This is a genomic window from Pseudomonas sp. SK, assembly GCF_012975065.1.
GTDB classification, from domain to species: domain Bacteria; phylum Pseudomonadota; class Gammaproteobacteria; order Pseudomonadales; family Pseudomonadaceae; genus Aquipseudomonas; species Aquipseudomonas anuradhapurensis.
In genome coordinates this window covers 1,746,923-1,767,533 of the sequence record NZ_CP051857.1, presented here as the reverse complement: position 1 = coordinate 1,767,533, position 20,611 = coordinate 1,746,923, and the positions used below count along the sequence as shown (strand labels likewise).

Below are 20,611 nucleotides of genomic sequence, written 5' to 3'. Positions count from 1 at the left end.
AAGATGTTGCTCCCTATCCCTACAACGGCAGAGGTGCCTGCTCATGTCCACACCTGTAATTCGCGGCGTTATCGGCTACACCATCACTCCTTTCACGGCAGACGGCACGCTTGACCTGGATGCCCTGGGCCTGTCCATCGACCGCCTGATCGCCGACGGCGTGCACGCCATCGCACCGCTGGGCAGCACCGGCGAGGGCGCCTACCTGTCCGACAGCGAATGGGAAACGGTGGTGCGCTTCAGCCAGGCGCGCATCGCCGGCCGTGTGCCAACCGTGGTCAGCGTCTCCGACCTGACCACCGCACGCACCGTGCAGCGCGCCCGCCTGTCCCAGGCTTGCGGCGCCACGGCGGTAATGGTGCTGCCCATTTCCTACTGGAAGCTCACCGAAGCCGAAGTGGTCGCCCACTACCGGGCAGTGGGCGAGGCGATCGACATTCCGATCATGCTCTACAACAACCCCGGGACCAGTGGCACCGACCTGTCGGTAGAGCTGATCTTGCGCATCCTCGACGAAGTGCCCAACGTGACCATGGTCAAGGAAAGCACCGGTGACATCCAGCGCATGCACCGCCTGTTCAAGGCCACCGAGGGTCAGGTGGCGTTCTACAACGGTTGCAACCCGCTCGCCCTGGAAGCCCTGGTGGCCGGTGCCGCCGGCTGGTGCACCGCCGCGCCCAACCTGATCCCGGCTCTGAACCTGGCGCTGTGGGACGCGGTGCAGCAAGGCGACCTGGGCGAGGCCCGTGCGCTGTTCTATCGCCAGTACCAACTGCTGGAGTACATCACCCGCCGCGGCCTGCCCACCACCATCAAGGCGGGCCTGAAAATGCTCGGCCATGATGTCGGCGCGCCACGCCTGCCGCTGCAACCGCTGGATACGCAAGGCAGCACCTACCTGAAAAGCCAGCTGGTAGCGCTGGCCAACTGACCGCGCCAACAGCCCGGCGGCGCCCTGCCGCCGGGCCTCATCGCAACAGCTTTGCTGCGCCCTATGTGCCAGTACACCGGAGCCCCCCCCATGGACGCACCTGCACACTCCGCTTCAACCCCGCTACGGCTGACCGATCTCCTGCACCCCATGGTGGCGGGGATCGTTTCGGTCATTGTCAATTACGGTGGCACCTTCATCCTGGTGTTCCAGGCTGCCAAGCTGGCCGGACTGAGCCCGGAGCTGACTTCGTCGTGGGTCTGGGCCGTGTCGATCGGTGTCGGCCTCAGTGGCTTGGCCCTGTCCTGGTACAGCCGCGAGCCGGTGATTACCGCCTGGTCGACGCCGGCGGCAGCGTTTCTGGTCACCGCGCTGGCCAGCGTGCCCTACAGCGAGGCCATCGGCGCTTATCTGTTGTCGGCCGCCGGCTTCGTGGTGCTGGGGCTGACCGGGTGCTTCGAGCGCCTGGTGCGGGTGATTCCCGCCGGGATTGCCGCTGGGCTGCTGGCGGGTATCCTGCTGCAGTTCGGCATCGGGGCATTCGGCGGCCTGTCGGTCGACCCCGCGCTGGCCGGGCTGCTGATCGCGGCCTATGTGGCATTCAAGCGCTTTACTGCACGCTACGCCGTGGTAGGCATTCTGCTGCTGGGCATGGGCTACCTGCTTGTGCAGGGCCAGGTCGGCCTGGCAGCGCTGAGGCTGGAATTCGCCTCGCCAGTGTTCACCGCGCCCACCTTCTCCCTCAATGCGGCACTGAGCGTGGCCCTGCCGTTGTTCCTGATCACCCTCACCGGCCAGTACATGCCTGGCATGCTGGTGCTGCGCAACGATGGCTTCAAGACCAGCGCCAACCCGATCGTCGCGGTGACTGGCCTGGGATCGTTGCTGATGGCTCCGTTCGGGTCGCACGCCTTTAATATCGCCGCCATCACCGCCGCCATCTGTACCGGCAAGGATGCCCACGAAGAGCCCGGCAAACGCTGGATTGCGGGCATCGCGGCCGGTGTCTGCTACATCCTCGTGGGGGTGTTCGGGGTCACCCTGGCCAGTGTGTTCATGGCCCTGCCGGCCACCTTCATCACCACCCTGGCCGGGCTTGCCCTGCTCGGCACCATCGGCGCCAGCCTGGCCAGCGCAATGGCCGATGCCCGTTCGCGCGAGGCAGCACTGATCACCTTCCTGGCGGCAGCCGCCAACATCAGCCTGCTCGGCATTGGCGGGGCATTCTGGGGGTTGGTCATCGGCCTGCTGGCCCACGCCGTGCTGAACGGCCGCCTACCCGGTTACAGCCGCTCGCCCCGCTAAGCGGGCTTCCCCCCTGCCGTGCGCCATGTGCGCACGCCGTACAACAGGTATCGACATGCCCCAAGCTGGCCCCAAGCTTCTTACCCAAATTGCTGCGGTGCACTTCGTCAGCCATGTGCACATCATGCTGGTCCCGGCGCTGCTACCCGTGCTCCCCGGCTTGCTCGGGGTCGGGTTCGTCGAACTCGGCGTGGCCCTGGCGGTGTTCAACATCGTCTCCGCCCTGGTGCAGGCGCCGCTGGGCTATGCCGTCGACCATTACGGTGCGCGCAAGGTGCTCAAGGCCGGCTTGCTGCTGGGCAGCCTCAGCTTCCTGCTGGTGGCCTTCAGCCCCGGCTATACGCTGCTGCTGCTGGCGATGGCCATGGCCGGCCTGGCCAATGGTGTGTACCACCCGGCCGACTATGCGCTGCTGGCCAACGGCATCGAGCAAAGCCGCCTGGGGCGGGCGTTCTCGATCCATACCTTTGCCGGTTTCCTTGGCTCGGCGCTGACGCCAGCGGTGTTTCTCGGCATCGCTGCGGTGTCCGGCACGCAGGCAGCCCTGGCGGTGGGCGCGGCAGCGGGGCTGGCTGCCTTGCTGCTGCTATCAGTGCCAGGCAGTGGCGTGTATCAGCTTGCCAGGCCCGACAATGCGCGTGACGCAGGCCCGGCAACAGCTGCTCGCGTGCGGCTGTTCACGCCTATGCTCGGGGTGCTGACGGTGCTGTTCATCCTGCTCAACCTGAGCACCAGTGCCATCGAGAAGTTCTCCGTGGCTGCGCTCGTCCAGGGCCAAGGCTTGACCCTGGCCTGGGCCAACACGGCGCTCACGGCCTTCCTGCTCAGCAGTGCAGTGGGCGTGCTGTGCGGCGGGGCCTTGGCAGACCGGACCCGGCGCCATGGCCTGGTAGCGGCACTGGCCTTTGCCCTGGCAGCGGCCTTGACCGCGCTGGTGGCCCTGGGGCTGCTTCGGGGCTGGCCGTTGGTGGTGGTGCTGGGTGCCATTGGCTTGCTGACCGGGGTCATCGCCCCGTCGCGGGACATGCTGGTCAAGGCTGCAGCTGCGCGTGGTGACGAAGGCAAAGCCTTCGGGCTGGTCTCGACCGGCTTCAACATCGGCGGCGCCCTGGGGCCGGTGGCGTTTGGCTGGATGCTCGACCAGCGTCTGGCCAATGGCGTCTTCGTGGCATCGGTGGTGTTCATGCTGCTGACAGTGCTGCTGACCCTGGCGCAGGAAGCGTACCTGGCCAGAAGGCAGCGACAACGTGCCTAGCCGCTGCCGCAAGTAATGGCCGCTCTCCCGCTTGACGCCTGACCTGCGGGAGCGGTTTACCGGCGGACACCGGCGCAGCCGCTGCCATGCAAGCCGATTGCCGCAGTTGGCTCAGGCGAGCGGATTGGCATGCAGCACGCGACCTTCCGCTGCGGGCCGGTTGACGAACAACACATCCAGCACACTGTTACGCAACCCCTTCACGGCATTCCAGTTCGCCGACGCATGTATGTACCGGTGGCGCAACAGCTGCTCCTCCTCCGCCGTCAGCCCCGGCTGTTGCTGCTCACCCAGGGCGAACGCATGCAACTTGCGGCTGATTTCCAGCAATGCCTCCGGCAAGCGATGCTCGGCCTGCCCGCCCAACGGGGCAAACGGCACCCCCGCCCGCACCGCCAGTTCGCGCATGATGCTCAGGTACACCCGAGATAGCTGCCCCGCCACCTCCCGTTCACGGTATATCGCCGCATACACCTGCTTTTGCGCCTCATCCAAGCGGTTACCGGCAAGCGGCACCTCCCAGGCCAGCACCTGCCCTCCACGTGCCTCCGGTATCGACGCCAGCAAGGCCTGCATCGTGGCGTATACGCGTGTCTGCTCGGCACGCATACCTTGCGGCACACGCTGTGATTGCGGTTTGCACAGCAACACCTGCTCCTGGGTGGTCTCCGGATAACCACCACCGATGTTCGCGTGCACGCCCGGCAACACGATGTCATGGCTGCTGCGCAGCAGTGGGTAGTTGTGCCGCTGCTCGTCCCGCGCCACCAGTTGCACCGTTTGCCGGGCAATGCCTGGCCAAAGCCCCAGGCGCAAGCCGGCGTAGCGCTCGTCTGCCGGGTCGAAGTCACCCTGCAACGGCGCGACGATCGCCGCCACGGTGTCGAACAGGCCGATGAAATTGATCACCAGCCTGCAGGGCACCGGCATCAGCCGGCCTGCATTGTCGTGCAGCAGGTTGGCCAGATGCCGCGCTGCCGCCGCCCCCCGGCTGAAGCCGAACAGATCGAACTCGACGCGCTCGGGCCTGGCCTGGGGATGCGCCTGGTACCAGCCGCGCAATTGCTCGGCTATCGCGGCCAGCGCCTCGGCAACCCGCGCCGCCACCCCTGTCGAGCCAGACCCGGTGGCAGACGCGTACACCTGGTCCGCCTCGCCCGCCAAGGTACCCACGCCTTCGACATAGTGTTTCAGAAACGCCATGCGGCCCTCGGCATCGGCCCCCTGACCCGGATACAGGGCATGCAACAGGGCCACATTGCTCAATGCGTTGACATAACTGGCCCCCATGCCCTGCGGCACCTCCAGCTGTGCCGCATTGTTCTGGTTGTTGCCGGTGCCATCGAAAAACACCCCGAAACGCAGGGCGACCGGGGCCATACATTCATTGTTACAGCTGTTCGCTACCATCAGCGTGCTTCCTGCTTGTTCAAAAAGCACAAGCAAGCGCCAGCGCGCCGCGACGGAACATCAGCCAATGGCCAGCCATGATCGGGAAAATTCAGCGCGTGCATGGCCCCCGGCAAGGATAAATTTCCCTGCCGCCATTGGTCGCCGCCCCCCCGGATGGATTAAAGTATCAGCCCTTGCCAGGGCAGCTGCTTCCAGTTGCCTGCGGCCCCACACCAGGAACCGTCGCCGATGGAACACCGTGAAGCGCTGATCGCGCTGCGCACTTTTCTTTCTTCCCAGATCCTGGGCCAGGAAAAACTGGTCGAGCGACTGTTGATCGTGCTCCTGGCCGATGGCCACATGCTGGTCGAGGGCGCGCCGGGCCTGGCCAAGACCAAGGCCATCAAAGAGCTCGCCGAAGGCATCGAGGCGCAGTTCCATCGCATCCAGTTCACCCCCGACCTGCTCCCGGCCGATATTACCGGCACCGAGATCTATCGCCCGGAAACCGGCAGCTTCGTGTTCCAGCAGGGCCCGATCTTCCACAACTTGGTGCTGGCCGACGAAATCAACCGTGCCCCGGCCAAGGTGCAGTCGGCGCTGCTCGAAGCCATGGCCGAGCGCCAGGTCAGCGTGGGCCGCAGCACCTACGACCTGTCGCCGTTGTTCCTGGTCATGGCTACGCAGAACCCGATCGAGCAGGAAGGCACCTATCCGCTGCCCGAAGCCCAGCTCGACCGTTTCCTGATGCACGTGAAAATCGGCTTCCCCGACGCGGCGGTAGAACGGCGCATCCTGTTGCAGGCCCGTGGCGAAGCCCTGGGCGGCGAGACCAAGCCCGAACGCCGGGTCAGCCAGCAGGCGATCTTTGCCGCCCGCAAGGAAATCCTCGGCCTGTACATGGCCGACGCGGTGGAGGAATACCTGGTGCAGCTGGTGATGGCCACCCGCACCCCGGCCAAGTTCGACGCCGAGCTGGCCGACTGGATCGCCTACGGTGCCAGCCCACGCGGTTCCATTTCGCTGGACCGCTGCGCGCGCGCGCATGCCTGGCTGGCCGGGCGCGATTTCGTCAGCCCCGAGGATATCCAGGCGGTGCTGTTCGACGTACTGCGCCACCGCATCATCCTCTCGTTCGAGGCCGAGGCCGCCGGGATCGACCAGGACCGCGTGGTCCAGCGTATCCTCGACGTCGTCGCCGTAGCCTGAGCCCATGCCCACCGCGTCGCTGGCCGAACCCGGCATCCGTATCGGCCTTGCCGAACTGATCGACATGCGCCACCGCGTGCGCGAAATCCAGCTGTTTTCCCGGCCCGGCCAGCGCAGCCCGCTGGTGGGCCTGCACCATTCCAAGCTGCGCGGGCGTGGCGTGGACTTCGACCAGGTGCGCGTGTACCAGGCCGGCGACGATGTGCGCAATATCGACTGGCGGGTCACCGCGCGCACCCAGGAGCCGCACACCAAGCTGTTCCATGAAGAGCGCGAACGGCCGATCTTCATCCTCGTCGAGCAGAGCCAACGGCTGTTCTTCGGCTCGGGGCTGATGTTCAAGTCGGTGCTGGCCGCTCAGGCTGCAGCACTGTTCGGCTGGGCCGCGCTGGGCCACAACGACCGCATCGGCGGGCTGGTGTTCGGCGACAACGAACACCACGAAATCAAGCCGCGACGCAGCAAGCAGAGCCTGCTGCAGTTGCTCAACCGCCTGGCCAAGGTCAACCAGGCACTGCACACCGAGGCCACCCCCGGCACGGACAGCCTGGGCCTGGCCCTGCGCCGCGCCCGCGAGGTACTGCGCCCCGGCAGCCTGGCCATCATCATCTGCGACGAACGCTCGCTCACCGCCCAGGTGGAACAGCACCTGGCGATGCTCTCGCGCCATTGCGACCTGCTGTTGATGCCGGTATCCGACCCGCTCGACCACGCCCTGCCCGCCGCCGGCCTGTTGCGTTTTGCCCAGCGCAGTGCGCAACTGGAGCTCGACACCCTCGACGCCAACCTGCGCCAGGCGTACCGCCAGCAGGCCGAAGCACGTATCGAACGCTGGGAACTGATGGCGCAGAAGCTGCGCGTGCTGCTGATGCCACTGAGCACCCAGAGCGAAATGATCGAGCAACTGCGCGAATACCTGAATGCCCAGCGGCCACGGAGCGCGTCATGAAGAGCTGCGGCCAATGAACCCGCTTGACCAATTGCAACCGCTGATCGCCCCGGCGCCGATCGGCCTGTGGCCGCCGGCGCCCGGCTGGTGGGTGTTGCTGGCCGTGCTGCCGCTGCTGGCCTGGGGCCTGTGGCGGCTACGCCGCTGGCGCCCGGGCAAACGCCGCGTGGTACGCGCCGAGCAACCGCTGGACCCGCTGCGAGTTGAGGCGCTGGCCGAGCTGGCCCGCCTGCCACGCCCCTATGACGGCGCCCCCGCTGGTGCCTGGCTGCAACAGATCAACGCGCTGCTCAAGCGCCTGTGCCGCATCCACTACCCCGGGGCCAACAGCCATACCCTCAACGGCCGCCAGTGGCTGGCGTTTCTCGACAACCGCTGCCCGGCCGCCGGGCTGACCCGCTGGATGGTGCTGGTCGAAGGCGCCTACAAACCCGAGTGCAAGCTCGACGACAAAGCCATCGCCGGGCTCAGCCAAGCCGTCGAGACCTGGATCCGCAAGCATGTTTGAACTGGCCTGGCCGTGGGTCTTCGCCCTGTTGCCGTTGCCGTGGCTGGCGCGCCTGGTGTTGCCGGCCGCCGACAGCGGCGAGCCGGTGCTCAAGGTCGGCTTCCTCAACGAACTGGAAAGCCTGGCCGGGCGCCGCGCGCGGCTGAACCTGCCGACCTGGCGCCAGCAGGCGCCGTTCGTCGTCATCTGGCTGCTGTTGCTGTGCGCCGCCGCCCGCCCGCAGTGGCTGGGCGACCCGGTACCGGTGGCCGCCAGCGGCCGCGACCTGCTGGTGGCGGTGGACGTGTCCGGGTCGATGGACTTCCCCGACATGCAGTGGCACAACGAGGAGATCAGCCGTCTCGACCTGGTCAAGGCGCTGCTCGGCGACTTTCTGCAGGACCGCGAAGGCGACCGCGTGGGCCTGATCCTGTTCGGCAGCCAGGCCTACCTGCAGGCCCCGCTCACCTTCGACCGGCGCACCGTGCGCACCTTCCTCGACGAAGCCCAGATCGGCATCGCCGGCAAGAACACGGCGATCGGCGACGCCATTGGCCTGGCGGTCAAGCGCCTGCGCCAACGCCCGGCACAAAGCCGGGTGCTGGTACTGATCACCGACGGCGCCAACAACGGCGGGCAGATCCACCCACTGACCGCCGCCCGCCTGGCCGCCCAGGAAGGCGTGCGCATCTACACCATCGGCATCGGCGCCAACCCCGAGGCCAGCGGCACCCCGGGCCTGCTCGGCCTGAACCCGAGCCTGGACCTGGACGAAGCCTCGCTCAAGGAAATTGCCGAGATCACCCATGGCAGCTACTTCCGCGCGCATGACGGCGCCGAACTGGACGCCATTGGCGACACCCTTGACCAACTTGAACCGGTGGCCCAGCAACCGACCCAGTCGCGCACCGCGAAAGCCCTTTACGCCTGGCCGCTGGCCCTGGCGCTGTTGTTGAGCGTGCTGCTGGTGGTGGCCGTGCAATGGCCCGACAACCTGCTGCAGCGGGTGTTGCGCAAGCCGCGCTTCCTGCAGCCGCACCCGGAGTGGCGCCAACGCCTGAAGCGCCTGCGCCTGAGGAGGCGGCGATGAGCGAACTGTGGCCTGAATGGTTGCGCCCGCTATGGCTGCTGGCCGTGCCCCTGCTCGGCTGGCTGCTGTACAAGCTGTGGCACCGGCGCAAGCGCGCCGGGCGCTGGCAGATGATCCTGCCGCCGGCGTTCCATGGCGTGCTGCTCGGTGGCGGCAGTGGCAGCAGCAGCAAGCTGCCATGGGTGGCGCTGGGCCTGGCCTGGGCGCTGGTGGTCCTGGCCCTGATCGGGCCCAGCTGGCAGCGCGTGGAGGAAAGCCGCCAGCGCCCGGCCGACCCGCTGGTGATCCTGCTGGAACTGACCCCGCAGATGCTCGCCGAGGACAGCCCACCCAACCGCCTGGAGCAGGCGCGGCGCAAGATCCTCGACCTGCTGGAGCACCGCCGCGACAGCCAGACCGCACTGGTGGTCTACGCCGGCTCGGCGCACACCCTGGTACCGCTGTCCGACGACCTGGCGACCACCCGCAACCTGCTGGAAGCGCTCGACCCGTCGATCATGCCCAAACCCGGCCAACGCGCCGATCTCGCCGTGCAGAAAGGCCTGGCCCTGCTGGCCCAGAGCGGCCTGGGCCAGGGCCGCCTGCTGCTGATCGGTTCTGCGCTGAGTGCGCCGGAGCGCCAGGGTATCGCCCAGGCCCTCGGCCGCCAGGGCCCGAGCCTGCTGATGCTGGGCATCGGCAGCCGCGAGGGTGCGCCGGTGCGCCAGGCCAACGGCGAATACCTCAAGGACGACCAGGGCGGCATCCTCCTGCCACGGCTGGACAGCGCCAGCCTCAAGGGCTTCATCAGCGGCACCGGCGGGCGCTACCGGCATGCCCGGATCGACGACCTCGACCTGCGCGGCCTGGGCCTGTTCGACAACCCACGCAGCGGGCGTAGTGACGGCCAGACCTTGCAACTGGACAGCTGGGCCGACCAAGGCTATTGGCTGTTGCTGCCGCTGTTGCTGCTGGCCGCCTGTGCCGGCCGACGCGGCTGGCTGTTCTGCCTGCCCTTGCTCCTGGCCGTGCCACAACCCAGCCACGCCTTCGAATTCAACGACCTGTGGCTGCGCCCCGACCAGCAAGGCCAGCGCCTGCTCGAGCAGAACCGCCCGGCCAGCGCCGCGCGCCACTTCCACGACCCACAATGGCGCGGCATGGCCTTGTACCAGGCCGGCGACTATGCCGCTGCCGCCGAAGCGTTTTCCCAGGGCGATACGGCCGCAGCCCACTACAATCGAGGCAATGCCTTGGCCCGCAGCGGCGAGCTGGAAGCTGCGCTGGACGCCTATGAACAAGCCCTGGAGCGCCAGCCCGACCTGCAAGCAGCGCTGGACAACCAGGCGCTGGTGCAGCAAATGCTGCAACAGCGGACGGCCAAGGCCGACGAGCAACCGGCCAACAGCGATGCCCAAGGCACGCCCGGCAGCGAAACCGAAGGCAACAGCAGCTCGGCCAGCAGCCCGGCCCAAGGCACCCCGGGCGATGATGAACAGCCAGGCAACGAACAGCCCGGTGAAGGCAGCGGCAACAGCCAGGCTGCGTCCGGCAACCAGCCGGGCGCAGATGACGGCGTCATCCAGCCGCCGCAGCGCCCGGTGTCGACCAGCCTCGATGCCGAACAGCGCCAGGCCCTGGAACAGTGGCTGCGCGAGATCCCCGACAACCCGGCCGAGCTGCTGCGGCGCAAATTCTGGTATGAACAGCAATTGCAACAGGAAAATCCACAATGAGTCGCTTCGGCGTCTTTCTACTCGGCCTGCTGTGGGCCGTGCTGGCCCAGGCCGAACCGCTGCTGCGGGCCAGCGTTGACCGTACCCGCGTAGAGGCCGGCGAAAGCCTCGAGCTGACCCTGGAAAGCCAGGACGTCACCGAGTTTGGCAAGCCCGACCTGCGCGCGCTGGAAAACGACTTCGAGGTGCGCGGCACACGCCAGCTGAACAGCCTGCACAGCCTGGATGGCGAAACCCGCGCCAGCACCCGCTGGATCATCACCCTGTTGCCACGGCGCAGTGGCAGCCTGCGCATCCCCGAACTGCAATTGGGCCAGTCGCACAGCCAGGCCATCGACCTGCAAGTCCTGCAGGCCGACGCCAGCCGCCAGGACAGTGCTTCCCAGGTATTCATCGAAGCGAGCCTCGACACTGCCGACGTCTATGTCCAGGCCCAGGCCGTGCTGACCCTGCGCATCTACCACTCGGTGGCACTGTACGACGACAGCAGCCTGAGCCCGCTGCAACTGGACAATGCCAAGGTCGAACCGCTGGGCGAATCGCGTACCTATGAAAAGGAAATCAACGGCGTACGCCATGGCGTGATCGAAACCCGCTATGCCATTTATGCGCAGCAGAGCGGTACCCTCGAGATACCGTCGTTGACCTTCAGCGCCACCGCTGCCGCCAGCCCCGACGCGGCCTCGGCCGCCAACGGCACGGCCCGGGCCGGGCGCCAGGTGCAGGTCAGCTCGCTGCCATTGCGCCTGGCCGTGCGGCCGATTCCGGCGGCCTGGCCAGCTGGCGTGCCGTGGCTACCGGCCCGTAGCCTGAGCCTGGAAGAGCACTGGAACCCTGACCCGGGCGACCAGCAGGTGCAGATTGGCGACTCGCTGACCCGGAACATCACCTTGCGTGCCGAAGGCCTGTCCAGCACCCAGCTGCCACCGCTGCCAGCCACCGAAATCACCGGGCTGCGCCGCTACCCCGACCAGCCGCTGCTGCGCAACGAGATTGGCGAACGGGGCATGACCGCCAACCGTGAGGAACGCGAGGCACTGGTGCCGACCCACAGTGGCGCACTGGCCCTGCCGGTACTGGAAGTAGCCTGGTGGAACACCCGCGAGGACCACCTGGAGCACAGCAGCCTGCCGGCGCGTACGCTCAACGTGCAGGACAACCCGGCACTGAGTGCCGACACCCCGGCGGGCGACAGCAGCAGCGCCGGCAGCCTGCTGTGGCCGTGGCAGCTGGCCACCTTGCTGTTTGCCCTGACCAGCGTGCTGGGCTTCGCCCTGTGGTGGCGCGCCCGTTCGCAACCGGCCGTGCTGCGCGCCGCGCAGACCGGGCCGAGCCCGCGTACCTTGCTGGATGACCTCAAGCGCGCCTGCCAGGCCAACGACCCGCAGGCTACCCGCCAGGCACTGGACGCCTGGGCCCGGCAGCAGCCGGAAACCCTGGCCGAAATGGCGGCGCGCTTCGTGCCGCTGTCGGATGCGCTGGACGGCTTGAACGGGGCGTTGTACAGCGAGAGCGGGCAATATTGGCAGGGTGAGGATCTGTGGCGGGCGATCGGTACCATTCCGCCGGCTGAGCAGGTATTGCTGCCGACCGGCGAGAACGGCAGCCTGCCGCCGCTCTATCCCAAGTGATGTGCTGCCTGTGCGGGCCTCTTCGCGGGTTCACCCGCGAACACCGGCGTACGACATTTCTCCGAATACATCTGCGCCAATGCCGGCGAGCCCGGCATCAACATGCTGGTCAACGCGGTGCATCACGTTCAGATAACCAAGGCCTTGGCCGAGTTGCTGTTGCACCGGCAAGCCGGGGATATAACCTGGCACTGACTACACAGCCCCAAGACATACGCGGCCCCTGTAGGAGCGGCCTTGTGTCGCGAAAGGGCTGCGAAGCGCCGCCAGGATCTCCGCACCACCACAAAATCGCCGGGGCCGCCTTGCAGCCCTTTCGCGACACAAGGCCGCTTACAGAGACCACGATCGGAGAGCGGGCTTCATCAACCTGCGAGCACCGGTTGAACTGGCTGACGGTTCAGATGAACCGCTGCCCCTCGAACGGGTTCCAGCCCTGCTGCCCTTTGGTCTGCTTCAGGTAGTAGGCACGGTTGGTCAGGAAACCGTACAGAAACGCAAACCCCATGCTGATGCCGTTATCCAACGGCCGCGGGATTTCGCTACCGGTCGCGATCTCGTAGTAGCTCAGGAGAACGCCAATGACGATCATGATGGCCAGCATGACCAGGTTCTTTTTCCACAGCCCCAGCACGAACCAGTAGATCGGGCCGAAGAAGAACGCGATGAAGTTGTTGTTGATCAGTATTTTCTTGCCAAAGGGCAAGGCGCGAAAAGCGGCTTTGTAGGCCTCGGAGGTGGGTGCGCCGTACTGATCGAAGAAGGCGAAACGCTCCTGCCATTTTGGCTTGAGGTTGCCTGGGTTGGATTGGGTCTGTGGGATCCCTTCCATTGGTAGCTCCTGTGATTTCGTCCGTGGATATCGAATCGCCATGATCATGGCGGGCCGCGAGGGTAAATCAGCACGTCTTCGAGAGCAAACCTGATGCCTGACAGCTTGCCGATCCACCGTGAAACTGACCGGCCGCTTCTACACCATCATCCAGGCCATACCCTTGCGTCGCGAAAGGACTGCAAAGCGGCCCCGGCAATCTGACAGTGATGCGAGGATCCCGGGGGCGCTTCGCACCCCTTTCGCGACGCAAGGCCGCTCCTGCAGAATGCGCTGCGCAGGCCTTGAGGCTTGCCGGCGATCGGGGCGCACAGCGGCCCCACGCTTGGGTTACCATACCGCCCTTGCGCAACGCCCATCACCCAAGCCAAGCCCTCGCTTGCTCGACTCGACACCAACAGGTCATCCATGCGTCTGTTTCATACCTCCGACTGGCACCTGGGCCAAAGCCTGCACGGCCAGGAACGCGATTTCGAACACGCCTGCTTCCTCGAATGGCTGCTCGGCCAGCTGCGCCTGCGTCAGCCGGATGCGCTGCTGATCGCCGGGGATATCTTCGATACGGTCAACCCGCCGGTCAAAGCCCAGGAGCGCCTCTACGATTTCATCGTCCAGGCCCACGAGCAGTTGCCCAAGCTGGACATCGTGATGATCGCCGGCAACCACGACTCCGGCTCGCGCATCGAGCTGCCCGCCGCACTCATGCGCCGCCTGCGTACCCATGCCCTGGGCCGCGTGCACTGGCTGGACGAAGGCCAGCTGGACGCCGAGCGCCTGCTGATCCCGCTGACCAATGGCCGCGGCAAGGTCGCCGCCTGGTGCCTGGCCCTGCCCTTCCTGCGCCCGGCCGAGGTGACTGGCCCGCAACTGGGCGACGATTACCTGCAAGGCATCACCCAGGTACACCAGCAACTGATTGCCGCTGCGCAGAAGAAGCGCAAGAAAGACCAGGCGCTGATCGCCATCAGCCACGCGCACATGGCCGGTGGCGCGGTGTCGGAGGACTCCGAACGCAGCCTGATCATCGGTAACGCCGAGGCGCTGCCGGCCAGGCTGTTCGACAAGGCCATCAGCTACGTCGCCCTGGGCCACCTGCACAAGCCGCAGAAGGTCAACCGCGAAGAACGCATTCGCTACAGCGGTTCGCCGATCCCGCTGTCGTTCGCCGAGATCAACTACCCGCACCAGGTGCTGGAAGTGGAGCTGGATGGCAGCGGCCTGGTCAGCGTCGAGCCGCGCCCGGTACCACGCGCGGTGGCCCTGCAACGGGTTGGCCCGGCACCGCTGGGCGACCTGTTGGTGCAACTGGGCGAGCTGCCAGTGATCGACCTGCTTGAAGACCCCAATCGCCAGCCCTGGCTGGAAGTGCGGGTGATCCTCGACGAGCCGCAACCCGACCTGCGCCAGCAGATCGAAGGCGCCCTGCAAGGCAAGGCCGTGCGCCTGGTGCGCATCAGTGCCGAATACGCCGGCCGCAACAACGCCGAAGACGATGACCTGGCCTTCATCGAGCTGGCCCAGATGACCCCGCAGGACTTGTTCAGCCGCGCCTGGGAGCAGGCCTATGGCAACCCTGTCGACGAACAGGCGCTGGCCGACTTTGCCCTGCTGTTGCAGGACGTGCAGCAGGAAGAGGAACAGCCATGAAGATTCTCGCCATCCGCCTGAAGAACCTGGCATCGCTGGCCGGCCCGATCGACATCGACTTCACCGCCGAGCCACTGGCCAGCGCCGGCCTGTTCGCCATCACCGGCCCTACCGGCGCCGGCAAGAGTACCCTGCTCGACGCCCTGTGCCTGGCCCTGTTCGGCAGCGTCCCGCGGCTGAACGACATCGGCCGCGAGGCCAAGGTGCCGGACGCCGACGGCGATATCCCCACCTCCGACCCGCGCAACCTGCTGCGCCGGGGCACCGGCAGCGGCTTTGCCGAAGTCGACTTCGTCGGCATCGACGGCCGCCGCTACCGCGCTCGCTGGGAAGCCAACCGCGCCCGCGACAAGGCCAACGGCAAGCTGCAACTCAGCCGCCAGAGCTTCTACGACCTGGACAGCGAGCAGGTGCTGGCCAGCGGCAAGAACGAATACAAGCAACTGGTCGAAGCCCGCCTGGGCCTGAACTTCGAGCAGTTCACCCGCGCGGTGATGCTGGCCCAGAGCGAGTTCGGCGCCTTCCTCAAGGCCGACGACAAAGAGCGCAGCGAACTGCTGGAAAAGCTCACCAACACCGCCATCTATACCCGCCTGGGCCAACGCGCCTTCAGCAAGGCGCGCGAGGCTGGCGAAGCCCACAACGCCCTCAAGGAGCGTGCCAGCCACCTGCTGCCGATGGCCGCCGAAGCCCGCGCCGAACTCGACCAGCGCCTGGAGCTGGCACAGCAGCAGTTCAAGGCCGACCAGGCCGCCGAGCGCCAGCTGGAACAGCAACGCAACTGGCTGAATGAACAATCCCAGTTGCAGGCCCAGCACGCCGCAGCCAGCAGCGCCCTGCAGGCTGCCGAACAGGATTGGCAGCAACTGGCCGAGCAGCGCCTGGACCTGGTCCGCCTGGAGCGCCTGGCGCCGCAGCGTCATCAGTTCCATCGCCAGCAGACGCTGGATGCGCAACTGGCGCCGGTGGCGGAGAAAATCGCCGAGCAACAGCGTCAGCAAACTGAGCTGCTGGGCCGTACCGGCGAGCTCGAACAGGCGCTGCAAGCGGCACGCCAGGCACTGGCCGACAGCCAGGCGCAACACGGCGAAAATGCGCCGCGGCTGCGCCAGGCCTTCGCCGCCCAGGACAACCTGGCCCGCCTGGATCAGGAGCTGGCCGCCCAGCGCAGCGCCAGCCAGCAGGCCGACCAGCAGGTTGCCGAGTGCCAGCAACAGGTGCAGCAACTGCACGAGCACCAGCAGCGCAGCCTGCAACAGTTGGCGCAGGTCGACAGCGCCCTCGCCGACAGCCAGCACCTGGCGGGCCTGGCCGATGCCTGGCATGCCTACCTGCCGCAATTGAAGCAGGTGATGCTGATCGGTGGCCGCCTGGCCAAGGGCCGCGAGGAATTGCCCGGCCTGCAGGCCCAGGCCAGCCAGGCCACTGCGCAACTGCAGGCCGAGCGCGAAGCCTTCGACCTGCTGTTCCGCGAAGCCAAGGCCGAGCCACAGGCACTGGCGGAGCAGATCGACCTGCTGGGCGGCATGCTGCAGGACAACCGCAAGCAGCAGCGCGCCGTGGAAGAGCTGTCGCGCCTGCATGGCCGTGAACAGGAACTGCGCGAGCAGCTGGCAGTGCTGCGCGAGCGGCAACAGCAGGCCATGCAGCAGCGCCAGCAACTGATCAGCGAGGGCACCGCCGCCAAGGCCGAGCTGCAAGCTGCCGAGCAGGCGCTCAACCTCACCCGGCAGTTGCTGGAGCGCCAGCGCCTGGCGCGCAACACCAGCGTCGAAGCGCTGCGCGAGCAGCTGCGCGACGGCGAACCTTGCCCGGTGTGCGGCAGCGTCGAGCATCCGTTCCATCAACCGGAAGCGTTGCTGCAGAGCCTGGGCCGGCATGACCAGGCCGAAGAAGACGCCGCGCAGCAGCAGGTCGATACCTTCAACAGCAAGCTGGTGGAATTGCGCACCCAGCTGGGCGTGGTCAACGCCCAGCTCAAGGACTACCAGCAGCAACAGCAACAACTGGGCGAGCAGCTGCAAGCCCAGGTGGCCCAGGTGCAGGCGCACAGCCTCTGGCCAGCCCTGGCGCCGCAGGACGATAAGGCCCGCAGCGCCTGGCTGGACGGGCAGCTGCGGCGCCTGGAGCAGGAAATCAGCCACGACGAGCAACGCCAGAGCGCGCTGCTCGCGCTGCAGAAGGATGCCGCCCGCCTCAACCAGCAGCTGCAGGCCGCCCACCAGGCGCAACAGCAAGCCCAGCGCCACCTCGAGCACCAGCACCAGGCCCTGGCCAGCGACGAGCAGCAGTTGCAGCAAAGCCTGAACGACCTGGCCGGCGTGTTGCCGGAAACAGTGCTCAAGGCCCTCAGCGACGACCCGGCCAACGCCTTCCTGGCCCTGGACCAGCAGATCGCCCTGCGCCTGCAGCTCCTCGAGCAACGCAAGGACGAGCAGCAGGAACAGCAAGCCCGCCAGGCCCAGCTGGACAAGCTGCACGACCAGCACCAGGCGCGCGTGCAAACCCAGCAGCAGTTGCAGCAACAGCTTGCCGCCCTCGACGCACAGCGTCAGCACGCCCAGGCCTCGCTCGGCGAACTGCTGGGCGAACACGCCAGCGCCGAAGCCTGGCAGCAGTACATGGACACTGCCCTGGAACAGGCCCGTGCGCTTGAGGCGGACACTGCCCAACGCCTGCAGGAGCTGCGCAACCAAGGCGTGCAACTGGCCAGTGAACTGAATGCCAACAGCCGCCAGCAACAGGCACTGGAGGCCGAGCGCCAGCAGTTGCAAGCGCAGATCGCTGAGTGGCGCAGCGCCCATGCGGAACTGGACGATGCCGGCCTGGATCGCCTGCTGGCCATCGATGACAGCCAGGTGAACGAGCTGCGCCAGCGCCTGCAAGGTGCCGAAAAAGCCATCGAACAAGGCCGCGTGCTGCTGCGGGAACGTGAGCAGCGCCTGCAGCAGCATGCTGCGCAGATGGCCGTGGACACCTCGGCCGAAGCCTTGGAACAGGCCTTGGCCGACTTGCGTGAACGCCTGGCCGGACATGAGCAGCAGTGTGCCGAACTGCGCGCCCAGCAGGCCGACGACCAGCGCCGGCAACAGGCGCACCAGGCGCTGGCGGCAGAAATCGAGCAGGCACACCAGCAATGGCAGCGCTGGGCCCGCCTGAATGCCCTGATCGGCTCGGCCTCGGGCGATGTGTTCCGCAAGATCGCCCAGGGCTACAACCTCGACCTGTTGCTGCACCACGCCAACGCCCAGCTGCGCCAGCTGGCCCGTCGCTACCGCCTCAAGCGCGGCGGCAGCGCCCTTGGCCTGCTGGTACTGGATACCGAAATGGGCGACGAGCTGCGTTCGGTGCACTCGCTGTCAGGCGGGGAAACCTTCCTGGTGTCGCTGGCCCTGGCCCTGGGCCTGGCCTCGATGGCCTCCAGCACCCTGCGCATCGAATCGCTGTTCATCGATGAGGGCTTCGGCAGCCTCGACCCGGAATCGTTGCAGCTGGCCATGGACGCCCTCGACGGCCTGCAAGCCCAGGGCCGCAAGGTGGCAGTGATTTCCCACGTGCAGGAAATGCATGAGCGCATCCCGGTGCAGATCCAGGTGCGCCGGCAGGGCAACGGCCTTAGCGATGTGGAGGTGTGCGGGTGATTCTCTACTCGTTCCGCCGTTGCCCCTGGGCCATGCGTGCGCGCCTGGCCCTGCGCTATGCCGGCTGCGAGGTGGAAATCCGCGAAGTGGCGATGAAGAACAAGCCGGCAGAACTGCTGGCGTTGTCGCCCAAGGGCACGGTGCCGGTGCTGGATACCGGTACCGAGGTGCTGGAAGAGAGCCTGGACATCATGCGCTGGGCGCTGGCACGCAACGACCCGCAGGATTGGCGGCTGCAAGCCGACGCTACCGCGGCGCAGCAGGCCGAATCACTGATCGCCCGCAACGACAGCACGTTCAAGGCACAGGTAAACCTGTACAAGTACGCCGAGCGCTACCCGGCGCACTCCCGCGCATATTACCGGCAACAGGCCGAAACCTGGCTGGCCGAGCTTGAGGGCTTGCTCGCCGGCCGGCGTTACCTGCTGGCCGACCATCCGAGCATTGCCGATGCCGCGCTGCTGCCCCTGATGCGCCAGTTTGCCGGGGTCGAACCGCAGTGGTTCGCCGAGGCGGCTTATCCGCGGGTGCGGAGCTGGCTGGAGAGCTGGTTGGCTTCGGCACTGTTCAAGGCAGTCATGGCCAAATAGGTTCATACGGTCCGTTGCAGGAGCGGCCTTGTGTCGCGATGGGGCGCGCAGCGGCCCCGGTTTTTTGCATTACAGCTGCAATTGCCGGGGCCGCTCTGCGGCCCATCGCGACACAAGGCCGCTCCTACACCGGACCGAGTCGGATTCACGCGTGCTGCTTGCCGCTCAGGGCCGCATGGAAGTTGGCACTCTGGCGCAGGTACTGCTCGGTGTAGCTGTGGGTAGCGGACGCTTTGCCGCTGCTGTCGGCATGGGCATGCGTCGGCAGGACGACCGAAGCGGAAATGGCGGATGCAGCAATGACCGGGAAGAGATTGAAGTTCATCTGGGTTGACCTCGACGGCGGTGGTTTGACGGTGGCCCGCTCGGGCCTTGGGTCAAACTTACGCCGCCGAGGGCGCCGGCAGAAATTCATTGCGGCAGTATCGGTTATCACGGCAATCGATATCACTCGATGAATTTCAAGTCCGACGGGGCGTCCTGCTTCAGCGTCTGCACCGTCTCCCCCAGCTTGCCGCTACGTGGGTCGCGGCGTATCACCATGATCTGGTTGCTCTTCTGGTTGGCCACCAGCAGGAAGTTGTCACTCGGGTCGAGGGCGAATTCCCGGGGATGATCACCCTCCACCGAGCGGCGTTGCAGCAGCGTCAGCTGGCCGTCCTGCTCGCCCACGCTGAAGGCGACGATCTCGTTGCTCGTGCCACGGTTGCTCACATACAGGAAGCGCCCGTCCGCCGACAGGTGCAAGCCACCGGCCGCTTTCGCCGCCGCCTCCTGGCGCTCGGCCAGGGGCAGGCGCTGGCGTTCGACCAGGTTGCCGTCCTGCACGTCGAACATGACCACCTCGGCGCTCATCTCCAAGGTCAGGTAGGCATGCCGGCCCTTGGCATCGAACAACAAATGGCGCGGCCCGCTACCCAGTGGCAGGGCCACCGACGCCGGGATCGCCGGAGTCAACGGGTGGTCGGCGCTGGCGCCGTCGTAGCGGTAGATGAACACCTTGTCGGCGCCCAGGTCGCTGGCGTACAGGTGCCGACCGTCGGGCGACAGCACCAGCGAATGCACGTGGGCACTGGCCTGGCGCTCGGGCTTGACCCCGCTGGCCTGGTGCCGGGCATGCTGCACCACCGGCTTGAGCTTGCCGTCCCTGGCCACCGGGATCACCACCAGGCTGCTGCCGGGGTCGGGCTTGACCGCATAGTTGGCGACGAACAGGTAACGCTGGTCGCGGCTGAGGCTGGCATGGGTCGGTTCGTCACCCTGGCTGGCGACCTGGTTGAGCGGCTTGATCTCGCCCTTGGCGCTGACGCTGAAACTGCTGACCTGGCCGCCTGGGGTTTCATTGACCGCGAACAGCTGGCGCTGGTCGGCCGAAAGTACCAGCCACGAGGGGCTGACGCTTTTCACCACTTGCAGCGGCGTGGGGTCGATGTGGCCGGCCTTGCTGTCAAAGCGATAACGGTAGATGCCCTGGCTGGCACCGTCGGTGTAACTGCCCACCAGCAAGGTGGCGGCAGGGGCATTGAGGCTCAGGCTCATCAGGCTAGCGGCCAGCAGGCTCGTCCAGATCCGCTTCATTGTCATTATCATCCGGGGCGCGAAAGGCACTCATACAGACTAGTCGATGCGCGCCGTCGGCATCGTCGAGTTGCCATTCGTCAGCGATGGCGACGGCAGCGGCGACCTGTTCGGCGCTGAACACCCAGCGGCGCAGCTGGCGGCCGTCCATGCATTCGACGGTGAGGCCGGATGCGTCGGCGGTGAAGTCGAAGGCGTGCAGGCCGTCGATCAGGAGCATGTCGCAGGACTGCAGGGCGGTGGCGAGGGGGGACATGGGATTACCTGTGAGGGATGTGCCGGCATTATAACCCTGGGGCTGCGTTGCAGCCCATCGCGACACCAGGCCGCTCCTACACGGGTCGCGCCAATTGGCACGG

17 protein-coding genes are annotated in these 20,611 nt (G+C 66.7%); 12 read left to right on the top strand and 5 right to left on the bottom strand.

Annotated features, from left to right (window positions below; genetic code table 11):
- The first annotated feature begins 43 nt into the window (after positions 1 to 43).
- From HG549_RS08135 to HG549_RS08125, 3 genes are all read left to right on the top strand, one after another.
- Positions 44 to 931: a dihydrodipicolinate synthase family protein gene (locus HG549_RS08135; RefSeq protein WP_170029018.1), complete on the top strand. Its 888-nt coding sequence runs from the start codon at positions 44 to 46 to the stop codon at positions 929 to 931.
- Positions 932 to 1,021: 90 nt separating this feature from the next.
- Positions 1,022 to 2,236 carry a benzoate/H(+) symporter BenE family transporter gene (locus HG549_RS08130; protein WP_170029017.1) on the top strand — a complete coding sequence of 405 codons (1,215 nt, stop codon included), beginning with the start codon at positions 1,022 to 1,024 and terminating at the stop codon, positions 2,234 to 2,236.
- A 55-nt stretch (positions 2,237 to 2,291) separates the two neighbouring features.
- Positions 2,292 to 3,491 carry an MFS transporter gene (locus tag HG549_RS08125; RefSeq protein ID WP_170029016.1) on the top strand — a complete coding sequence of 400 codons (1,200 nt, stop codon included), beginning with the start codon at positions 2,292 to 2,294 and terminating at the stop codon, positions 3,489 to 3,491.
- 111 nt (positions 3,492 to 3,602) lie between these two features.
- On the opposite strand, the gene HG549_RS08120 is transcribed toward HG549_RS08125, so the two are convergent.
- Positions 3,603 to 4,901, bottom strand: coding sequence for a DUF2235 domain-containing protein (locus tag HG549_RS08120; protein ID WP_170029015.1), 1,299 nt, complete (start codon positions 4,899 to 4,901; stop codon positions 3,603 to 3,605).
- A 231-nt stretch (positions 4,902 to 5,132) separates the two neighbouring features.
- Between HG549_RS08120 and HG549_RS08115 the strand changes: the two genes are divergently transcribed.
- From HG549_RS08115 to HG549_RS08090, 6 genes are read left to right on the top strand one after another with little or no spacing between them, the layout of a single operon-like run.
- Positions 5,133 to 6,092: a MoxR family ATPase gene (locus HG549_RS08115; protein ID WP_013971644.1), complete on the top strand. Its 960-nt coding sequence runs from the start codon at positions 5,133 to 5,135 to the stop codon at positions 6,090 to 6,092.
- 4 nt (positions 6,093 to 6,096) lie between these two features.
- A complete protein-coding gene (locus HG549_RS08110; protein ID WP_170029014.1) occupies positions 6,097 to 7,041 on the top strand; it encodes a DUF58 domain-containing protein in 945 nt (314 codons plus the stop codon).
- A 13-nt stretch (positions 7,042 to 7,054) separates the two neighbouring features.
- Positions 7,055 to 7,549: a DUF4381 domain-containing protein gene (locus tag HG549_RS08105; protein WP_170029013.1), complete on the top strand. Its 495-nt coding sequence runs from the start codon at positions 7,055 to 7,057 to the stop codon at positions 7,547 to 7,549.
- Positions 7,542 to 8,618 (top strand): VWA domain-containing protein, encoded by a 1,077-nt coding sequence (locus HG549_RS08100; protein WP_170029012.1) that lies wholly within the window; start codon positions 7,542 to 7,544, stop codon positions 8,616 to 8,618. Before HG549_RS08105 ends, HG549_RS08100 begins: the two co-directional genes overlap by 8 nt.
- Positions 8,615 to 10,333 carry a tetratricopeptide repeat protein gene (locus HG549_RS08095; protein ID WP_170029011.1) on the top strand — a complete coding sequence of 573 codons (1,719 nt, stop codon included), beginning with the start codon at positions 8,615 to 8,617 and terminating at the stop codon, positions 10,331 to 10,333. Before HG549_RS08100 ends, HG549_RS08095 begins: the two co-directional genes overlap by 4 nt.
- Complete coding sequence (locus tag HG549_RS08090) at positions 10,330 to 11,964, top strand: BatD family protein (RefSeq protein WP_170029010.1); 1,635 nt, start codon at positions 10,330 to 10,332, stop codon at positions 11,962 to 11,964. The genes HG549_RS08095 and HG549_RS08090 overlap by 4 nt, the downstream gene beginning before the upstream one ends.
- Positions 11,965 to 12,364: 400 nt before the next feature.
- Here the strand turns inward: HG549_RS08090 and HG549_RS08085 are convergent, their stop codons facing one another.
- Positions 12,365 to 12,796, bottom strand: a complete 432-nt coding sequence (locus HG549_RS08085; RefSeq protein WP_170029009.1) for a DUF2628 domain-containing protein — start codon at positions 12,794 to 12,796, stop codon at positions 12,365 to 12,367.
- Between the two features lie 408 nt (positions 12,797 to 13,204).
- Here HG549_RS08085 and HG549_RS08080 point away from each other — a divergent pair, with 408 nt between their 5' ends.
- The 3 genes from HG549_RS08080 to HG549_RS08070 are packed head-to-tail and all read left to right on the top strand — an operon-like array spanning position 13,205 to position 18,674.
- A complete protein-coding gene (locus tag HG549_RS08080) occupies positions 13,205 to 14,443 on the top strand; it encodes an exonuclease SbcCD subunit D C-terminal domain-containing protein (protein ID WP_170029008.1) in 1,239 nt (412 codons plus the stop codon).
- On the top strand, positions 14,440 to 18,084 hold the full coding sequence (locus tag HG549_RS08075) for an AAA family ATPase (RefSeq protein ID WP_170029007.1): 3,645 nt from the start codon (positions 14,440 to 14,442) through the stop codon (positions 18,082 to 18,084). Before HG549_RS08080 ends, HG549_RS08075 begins: the two co-directional genes overlap by 4 nt.
- Entirely contained in the window at positions 18,081 to 18,674 is a 594-nt protein-coding gene (locus HG549_RS08070; protein ID WP_170029006.1) for a glutathione S-transferase, read from the top strand. The genes HG549_RS08075 and HG549_RS08070 overlap by 4 nt, the downstream gene beginning before the upstream one ends.
- 145 nt (positions 18,675 to 18,819) lie before the next feature.
- Here HG549_RS08070 and HG549_RS08065 read toward each other — a convergent pair whose 3' ends face one another.
- The 3 genes from HG549_RS08065 to HG549_RS08055 form a co-directional block, all read right to left on the bottom strand.
- Positions 18,820 to 18,999 carry a hypothetical protein gene (locus HG549_RS08065; protein ID WP_170029005.1) on the bottom strand — a complete coding sequence of 60 codons (180 nt, stop codon included), beginning with the start codon at positions 18,997 to 18,999 and terminating at the stop codon, positions 18,820 to 18,822.
- Between the two features lie 122 nt (positions 19,000 to 19,121).
- Entirely contained in the window at positions 19,122 to 20,252 is a 1,131-nt protein-coding gene (locus tag HG549_RS08060) for a lactonase family protein (protein WP_170029004.1), read from the bottom strand.
- Positions 20,218 to 20,508, bottom strand: a complete 291-nt coding sequence (locus HG549_RS08055; RefSeq protein WP_170029003.1) for a DUF5629 family protein — start codon at positions 20,506 to 20,508, stop codon at positions 20,218 to 20,220. Before HG549_RS08055 ends, HG549_RS08060 begins: the two co-directional genes overlap by 35 nt.
- Positions 20,509 to 20,611 lie beyond the last annotated feature (103 nt).

Bases quoted from the DNA above. Each gene is read 5' to 3' on its own strand.
- HG549_RS08135 (WP_170029018.1), top strand. From the start codon at position 44: ATGTCCACACCTGTAATTCGCGGCGTTATCGGCTACACCATCACTCCT.
- HG549_RS08130 (WP_170029017.1), top strand. From the start codon at position 1,022: ATGGACGCACCTGCACACTCCGCTTCAACCCCGCTACGGCTGACCGAT.
- HG549_RS08125 (WP_170029016.1), top strand. From the start codon at position 2,292: ATGCCCCAAGCTGGCCCCAAGCTTCTTACCCAAATTGCTGCGGTGCAC.
- HG549_RS08120 (WP_170029015.1), bottom strand. From the start codon at position 4,901: ATGGTAGCGAACAGCTGTAACAATGAATGTATGGCCCCGGTCGCCCTG.
- HG549_RS08115 (WP_013971644.1), top strand. From the start codon at position 5,133: ATGGAACACCGTGAAGCGCTGATCGCGCTGCGCACTTTTCTTTCTTCC.
- HG549_RS08110 (WP_170029014.1), top strand. From the start codon at position 6,097: ATGCCCACCGCGTCGCTGGCCGAACCCGGCATCCGTATCGGCCTTGCC.
- HG549_RS08105 (WP_170029013.1), top strand. From the start codon at position 7,055: ATGAACCCGCTTGACCAATTGCAACCGCTGATCGCCCCGGCGCCGATC.
- HG549_RS08100 (WP_170029012.1), top strand. From the start codon at position 7,542: ATGTTTGAACTGGCCTGGCCGTGGGTCTTCGCCCTGTTGCCGTTGCCG.
- HG549_RS08095 (WP_170029011.1), top strand. From the start codon at position 8,615: ATGAGCGAACTGTGGCCTGAATGGTTGCGCCCGCTATGGCTGCTGGCC.
- HG549_RS08090 (WP_170029010.1), top strand. From the start codon at position 10,330: ATGAGTCGCTTCGGCGTCTTTCTACTCGGCCTGCTGTGGGCCGTGCTG.
- HG549_RS08085 (WP_170029009.1), bottom strand. From the start codon at position 12,796: ATGGAAGGGATCCCACAGACCCAATCCAACCCAGGCAACCTCAAGCCA.
- HG549_RS08080 (WP_170029008.1), top strand. From the start codon at position 13,205: ATGCGTCTGTTTCATACCTCCGACTGGCACCTGGGCCAAAGCCTGCAC.
- HG549_RS08075 (WP_170029007.1), top strand. From the start codon at position 14,440: ATGAAGATTCTCGCCATCCGCCTGAAGAACCTGGCATCGCTGGCCGGC.
- HG549_RS08065 (WP_170029005.1), bottom strand. From the start codon at position 18,999: ATGAACTTCAATCTCTTCCCGGTCATTGCTGCATCCGCCATTTCCGCT.
- HG549_RS08060 (WP_170029004.1), bottom strand. From the start codon at position 20,252: ATGAAGCGGATCTGGACGAGCCTGCTGGCCGCTAGCCTGATGAGCCTG.
- HG549_RS08055 (WP_170029003.1), bottom strand. From the start codon at position 20,508: ATGTCCCCCCTCGCCACCGCCCTGCAGTCCTGCGACATGCTCCTGATC.